Source organism: Pedobacter sp. MR22-3 (assembly GCF_026240075.1).
Lineage (GTDB): Bacteria > Bacteroidota > Bacteroidia > Sphingobacteriales > Sphingobacteriaceae > Pedobacter.
In genome coordinates, this window is record NZ_JAPIVF010000018.1 from 1 (window position 1) to 507 (window position 507).

The window sequence follows — 507 nt, forward strand, 5'->3', positions numbered from 1 at the left end:
GCATATGTTCCCACGTTTTCACCAGGTAATCTGTTTAAGGAACCGGTAAAAGTATCGGTACCCACTAAGGCCGGAGCAAAAGTATAGGTCAGTGCAGGATCAGCATCACCATAGGTTTTGCTTTTCACTGCAGCGGTTACCGTCACTGTTTTCGCACCAATCGTTAAATCAGCACCTACATAAGTTAAAGTATAGTTGCCGTTAAGTGCAAGCGTACCCTGGTTGATCGCATATGTTCCCACGTTTTCGCCTGGCAAACGGCTTAAACTTCCCGTGAAAGTATCTGTACCCACTAAGGCCGGAGCAAAGGTATACGTCAGTGCAGGATCAGCATCGCCGTAGGTTTTTCTTTTCGCGGCAGCGGTTACCGTCACTGTTTTCGCAGCAATCGTTAAATCAGCACCAATATAAGTTAAGGTATAGTTGCCATTCAGTGCCAGTGTGCCCTGGTTGATCGCATATGTTCCCACGTTTTCGCCAGTTAACCTGGTCAAACTTCCCGTGAAA

1 protein-coding gene is annotated in these 507 nt (G+C 46.9%); it reads right to left on the reverse strand.

What is annotated here, in order from left to right; genetic code table 11:
* The coding region (locus OQ267_RS22365) for an MBG domain-containing protein (protein ID WP_265838195.1) at positions 1 to 507 on the reverse strand (507 nt) is incomplete at both ends.